Source organism: Bacteroides sp. NSJ-39, assembly GCF_014287315.1.
Classification (GTDB): Bacteria; Bacteroidota; Bacteroidia; order Bacteroidales; family Bacteroidaceae; genus Bacteroides; species Bacteroides finegoldii.
On record NZ_JACOOB010000041.1, the window covers coordinates 1 to 5,544 of the forward strand.

Below are 5,544 nucleotides of genomic sequence, written 5' to 3' on the forward strand. Positions count from 1 at the left end.
TATTGCTGATTGCACATACCCCATAAGACAAGTAAACGGGTAGCACCACAAAAGGTGTCACCCGTTTACTTTTTCATGAAACCGCCTCACTCCAGCGGCTTGCGGTAGTTCGCTTCCAGCACCTCACGCAGCCCTGTTTCCGGGTAAAGCACCTTCCCTCCCAAAAGTATGAAGGGCAACACGCGGTTGTTGCGGTATTCCTGCAAGGTGCGCCGGCTCACGCGGAGCAGTTCCGACACCTCGCCGTCCGTCAGGTAACGCTCCCCGTCCAGCGGAGGACGGTAACTTTCCAGAAAGGCGGACAGCCATTTCGAACCTTTGCGCATATCCTGCATCACAGAGGCTATCGGCTCGTCTTCCATCGTAAAAACATCGTTGTTCTCGTTCATCATAACTTCGGATTCAGTGGGTGAATAAATCAAATCATCTGCCATGCGGATAGAGCGTGCCGACAAGCGGTATCAGCCGCTTCACCTCCTCCGGCTTGTAATAGAACCTGCGGTTTATCTGCGAGTAGCCGATAAGCCGCCTGTCACGCAGCGTCTGCAACGTGCGTGGGCTTATTCTCAACTGCCCGCAGACCTCCTCGCCCGTGAGCCATCTTTCCATGCGCCCCGTGTCGCTTTTGCGCCTCAGGGCGGCGACCTTCTCCGAGAGTGCGCCGAATGCCGCCACCATCATCTCGAAAGTCTTTTTCTCGATAGATACTATTTCCATATTCATGCAATTATCGGTTTGCCCGCAAAGGTAACGGTACGGTTCCGAACATGTGCCGTTTTCCGCTGAAAGGCTGCCTGTTGCGCCGTTTGACCGGGTTACGGAGCCATCTTCCGTAAAAATCTTACGTGAGTCACGTAGTGAGTTGTTAAAGCCCCTTTTGTTTATTGCCGATTTTTGCCGCAGAAACATAGAGCAAGCCGAGTGCAGAGCGTCAAGCTTGCTTGAACGATATGCCGAGGAGCAGCTTATGTTCATGAAAATAAACAAAAAGAAAGGACTGAATATGAAAGTGATAACGATGGAAAGTTCCGTCTTCCGGTCATTGACGGAACAGATAGCAGAGATTGCGGCACACGTCCGTGCCGTCTCCGGCGACAAGAAAGCGGCATCGCCCGACAGGTTGCTCACCACACGCGAAGCGGCGCACCTGCTTAACGTAAGTACCCGCACCCTCCAGCGTATGCGCAGCGAGCAACGCATCGGCTATGTCGTGCTTCGCGGCAAATGCCGCTACCGACAGTCTGAAATAGACCGCCTGCTTGATGAGTGTACCGTCAACGAGGACGCCGCGACACCGCAGGAGCTGAAACGCAACCACACGCTGCGCACTGGAGGCAGCCCCAAAGGAAGGAGGACATAGGTCATGGAACTGCTCACACGAAACAACTTCGAGGGCTGGATGCAGAAGCTGATGGAACGGCTCGACCGTCAGGACGAACTGCTGCTGGCGATGAAGGTGGAGGAACGACAGCCCTCCATCACGGAAAGCATCCGCCTTTTCGACAATCAGGACTTGTGTATGCTGCTCCAGATAAGCAAGCGCACCCTGCAACGCTACCGCAGTGTCGGCGCATTGCCCTACAAGACACTGGGCAAGAAAACCTATTACAGCGAGGAAGACGTGCTGACATTCCTTTCCAACCATATCAAGGACTTCAAAAAGGAAGATATAGCCTTCTACAAGGCGCGTATCCATAATTTCTTTCATAAATAACCCATTAAAACATTTTTCAGATGGCAAAGAAAAAAGACGAAAAGGACGTGCTGGTAGTCCGTGACGAAAAGACGGGCGAGATCAGCGTGGTAGCCGGGCTGAACGCGGACGGCACACCCAAGCGCACCCCCGCGAAAGCGGAGAACGCGCAGAGTTTCCTGCAATTCGACAGACATGGCGACGTGCTGGACAACTTCTTCAAGAACTTCTTCCGACAGTGCAAGGAACCCAGCCGCTTCGGTTTCTACCGCATCGCGGCGGACCAAGTGGATTCCATGCTGGGCGTGATGAAAGACCTGCTCCAGCATCCGTACCAGAACAAACAAATCCTCGCACCGCACAAAATCGACACCTTCCCCTATCAACAGCAGGTGATGGAAGAGCAAGCTGCGCAACAGACAGAGAAACAAGAACCTCAAAAACAGGAGAACATGAAACAACAGAAAGAACAGCAACAGGACACTTCCGAACAGACGCAGGGGAAACGGGGCTACCGGCCCATCGACGAGGGTAAAATCAACTGGCAGGAACTGGAGGACAGATGGGGCGTGAAGCGCGACGACCTTGAAAAGTCCGGCGACCTTACGAAAATGCTCCACTACGGCAAGTCCGACTTGGTGAAGGTCAAGCCCACCTTCGGTGGTGAATCATTCGAGCTGGACGCCCGCCTTTCCTTCAAGAAGGACGGCGAGGGGAATGTCAGCCTCGTGCCGCACTTCATCCGCAAGGAGCAGAAACTGGACGAGTACAAAGAACACAAATTCTCCGACGACGACCGGAAGAACCTGTGCGAGACGGGCAACCTCGGCAGGGTCGTGGACATCGTGGACAAGGAAACGAGCGAGATCATCCCCTCCTACATCAGCATCGACCGCAAGACGAATGAAATCACGGACATTCCGGCGAGCAAGGTGCGCATCCCGGAGCGCATCGGCAAGACGGAAATCACCGCGCAGGAGCGGGACATGCTCCGCGCCGGACTGCCCGTGCGCGACAAGCTCATCGAGCGCAACGACGGCAGGAAGTTCGTCACCACCCTGCAAGTGAACGTGGAGCAGCGCGGCGTGGAGTTCGTGCCGGGAACCGGCAAGTCGCCCCGTACCGCACAGACACAGGAAGCCAAAGGCGACACCTCTAAAAGTCAGGCGCAGGGCGGGGAAAATGCCGACCGGACCAAGAAGGAGCAACGCCGCAACACGTGGACGAACGAGGACGGCAGCATCCGCCCCATCAGCAAATGGAGCGACGTGAACTTCACCGACCAGCAGAAAGCCGACTACGTGGCGGGCAAAGCCGTGAAACTGGAGAACGTGACCGACAAGCAGGGCTTCCATGCCACGATGTATATCAAGTTCAACCCGGAGAAGGGTCGCCCGTACCGCTACGAAACAAATCCCGACATCGGGCAGCAGGTCGCCCCGTCCAACGAGAGCCGCACGCAGGTGGCGGTGAACAACGAGGGCAAGACCAACGAGGCGACAAAGAACCTGAAAGAGCCTTTGCAGAAAGGTCAGACAGCCCCGAAGACCGCCCGCCAGCAACAGCAGCAGGACAAACCGAAGAAAAACAACAAAGGCATGAAAATGTAATCCCGTGTCCACCACTGAATCCAAAATAAAATCCAAAGTATCAACAACAAAAGCAAGAAAACATGAAGACAATCATTGCAGAAAAGCCCTCCGTGGCACGTGAAATCGCCCGCATCGTGGGCGCGACAAAAAGAGAGGAAGGATATTTCGAAGGAGGCGGCTATGCCGTGACATGGGCATTCGGACACCTCGTCCAGCTTGCCATGCCCGACGGCTACGGCGTGCGCGGCTTTGTCCGTGACAACCTCCCGATTATCCCCGACACCTTCACGCTCGTCCCCCGTCAGGTCAGGACAGAGAAGGGCTACAAGCCCGACAGCGGCGTGGTGTCGCAGATAAAAGTCATCAAAAGACTGTTCGATGCAAGCGAACAAATCATCGTGGCGACCGATGCCGGACGCGAGGGAGAGCTTATCTTCCGCTACCTCTACCACTACACGGGCAGCACCACTCCTTTCGTGCGCCTGTGGATCAGCTCTCTCACCGACAAGGCTATCCGCGAGGGACTGCGGAAACTCGAAGACGGCAGCAAGTATGACAACCTATACCTCACCGCCAAAGCGCGGAGCGAATCCGACTGGCTCGTGGGCATCAACGGCACGCAGGCACTCTCCATCGCCGCCGGACACGGCACGTATTCCGTCGGACGGGTGCAGACACCCACGCTGGCGATGGTGTGTGAACGCTACTGGGAGAACCGCCGTTTCACGCCCGAAGCCTTCTGGCAGCTCCATATCGCAACGGACGGTTGCGACGGCGAGATCGTGAAATTCTCATCCTCCGAGAAATGGAAGGAGAAAGAGTCGGCGATGGAACTATATAACAAGGTAAAGGAGGCAGGCTGCGCAACAGTAACGAAAGCCGAACGCAAGGAGAAGACGGAGGACACTCCGTTGCTGTACGACCTGACCACCCTCCAGAAGGAAGCCAACACCAAGCACGGTTTCACGGCGGAACAGACGCTTGAAACTGCGCAAAAACTCTACGAGAAGAAACTGATAACCTATCCGAGAACGGGTAGCCGCTACATCCCCGAAGACGTGTACGCCGAAATCCCCAAGCTGCTCGCCTTCATCGGCACGCAGCCAGAATGGAAAGACAAGGTGCGGGCGAAAGCTACACCGACACGCCGCAGCGTGGACGACGGAAAGGTGACGGACCACCATGCCCTGCTCGTCACGGGCGAGAAGCCGCTCTTCCTCTCCAAAGAGGACGGCATCCTCTACCACATGATTGCCGGACGCATGGTCGAGGCATTCTCCGAAAAATGTGTCAAAGACGTGACCATTATCACGACGGAATGTGCCGGAGTGGAGTTCACCGTGAAAGGTAGCGTTGTCAAACAAGCCGGATGGCGTGCCGTCTATGGCGAGGAGAAGGAAGATGTGATATTGCCTGATTTGCATGAAGGCGATTATCTGACGATTAAGGGCGTATCCGTCACAGAAGGAAGAACCAAGCCCAAACCGCTGCATACCGAAGCCACCCTGCTTTCAGCGATGGAAACGGCTGGCAAGGAAATTGAGGACGACGCGCTGCGTCAGGCAATGAAGGACTGCGGCATCGGCACTCCCGCCACACGCGCCTCCATCATCGAAACGCTCTTCAAGCGCGGTTACATGGAACGTTGCAAGAAATCGCTTGTGCCTACCGAAAAAGGTCTTGCCCTCAACTCCGTCGTCAAGACGATGCGCATAGCCGACGTAGCCATGACGGGCGAATGGGAACGGGAGCTTGCCCGCATCGAGCGCGGCGAGGTGTCCGCCGACGCTTTCCACAGGGAGATAGAGGCGTACACACGGGAAATCACTTCCGAACTGCTCTCGTGCGACAAGCTCTTCGGCAGCCGTGATTCCGGCTGTGCCTGTCCCAAGTGTGGCACGGGCAGGATGCGGTTCTACGGGAAGGTCGTCAGATGCGACAACGCCGAGTGCGGTCTGCCCGTGTTCCGGCTGAAAGCGGGACGCACCCTGTCCGACGACGAAATCAAAGACCTGCTCACCGAAGGACATACCAAGTTGCTCAAAGGCTTCAAGAGCAAACAAGGCAAGAGTTTCGATGCCGTCGTAGCCTTTGACGGGGAATATAACATGACTTTCGTGTTCCCGGAGGCTAAAAAGGGCAAGAAATTTTCAGGACGGAAGAAATAGTATTAACTTTGCCACTTGTTCAGAGTAATGAATTGTTCTTCGATACCGGATTACACTCATACTTTGGATTTAGTGGTGGCACTCGGAGGGA

6 protein-coding genes are annotated in these 5,544 nt (G+C 55.4%); 4 read left to right on the top strand and 2 right to left on the bottom strand.

What is annotated here, in order from left to right; genetic code table 11:
• Nucleotides 1–86 precede the first annotated feature (86 nt).
• Entirely contained in the window at nt 87–392 is a 306-nt protein-coding gene (locus H8S63_RS19410) for a helix-turn-helix domain-containing protein (RefSeq protein WP_004293861.1), read from the bottom strand.
• 31 nt (nt 393–423) lie between these two features.
• Nucleotides 424–723, bottom strand: coding sequence for a helix-turn-helix domain-containing protein (locus H8S63_RS19415; RefSeq protein ID WP_004291426.1), 300 nt, complete (start codon nt 721–723; stop codon nt 424–426).
• A gap of 280 nt (nt 724–1,003) precedes the next feature.
• On the opposite strand from H8S63_RS19415, the gene H8S63_RS19425 reads away from it, so the two are divergent.
• From H8S63_RS19425 to H8S63_RS19440, 4 genes are all read left to right on the top strand, one after another.
• Nucleotides 1,004–1,360, top strand: coding sequence for a helix-turn-helix domain-containing protein (locus H8S63_RS19425; RefSeq protein ID WP_029425573.1), 357 nt, complete (start codon nt 1,004–1,006; stop codon nt 1,358–1,360).
• A gap of 3 nt (nt 1,361–1,363) precedes the next feature.
• On the top strand, nt 1,364–1,714 hold the full coding sequence (locus H8S63_RS19430; protein ID WP_010538241.1) for a helix-turn-helix domain-containing protein: 351 nt from the start codon (nt 1,364–1,366) through the stop codon (nt 1,712–1,714).
• Between the two features lie 20 nt (nt 1,715–1,734).
• The gene (locus H8S63_RS19435; protein ID WP_010538242.1) at nt 1,735–3,303 is read left to right on the top strand and encodes a DUF3945 domain-containing protein; all 1,569 of its coding nucleotides are present in this window, start codon (nt 1,735–1,737) and stop codon (nt 3,301–3,303) included.
• Between the two features lie 62 nt (nt 3,304–3,365).
• Nucleotides 3,366–5,453 (top strand): type IA DNA topoisomerase, encoded by a 2,088-nt coding sequence (locus H8S63_RS19440; protein ID WP_010538243.1) that lies wholly within the window; start codon nt 3,366–3,368, stop codon nt 5,451–5,453.
• Nucleotides 5,454–5,544 lie beyond the last annotated feature (91 nt).

Coding starts and splice junctions, on each gene's coding strand:
- H8S63_RS19410 (WP_004293861.1), bottom strand. CDS start 392: ATGATGAACGAGAACAACGATGTTTTTACGATGGAAGACGAGCCGATA.
- H8S63_RS19415 (WP_004291426.1), bottom strand. CDS start 723: ATGAATATGGAAATAGTATCTATCGAGAAAAAGACTTTCGAGATGATG.
- H8S63_RS19425 (WP_029425573.1), top strand. CDS start 1,004: ATGAAAGTGATAACGATGGAAAGTTCCGTCTTCCGGTCATTGACGGAA.
- H8S63_RS19430 (WP_010538241.1), top strand. CDS start 1,364: ATGGAACTGCTCACACGAAACAACTTCGAGGGCTGGATGCAGAAGCTG.
- H8S63_RS19435 (WP_010538242.1), top strand. CDS start 1,735: ATGGCAAAGAAAAAAGACGAAAAGGACGTGCTGGTAGTCCGTGACGAA.
- H8S63_RS19440 (WP_010538243.1), top strand. CDS start 3,366: ATGAAGACAATCATTGCAGAAAAGCCCTCCGTGGCACGTGAAATCGCC.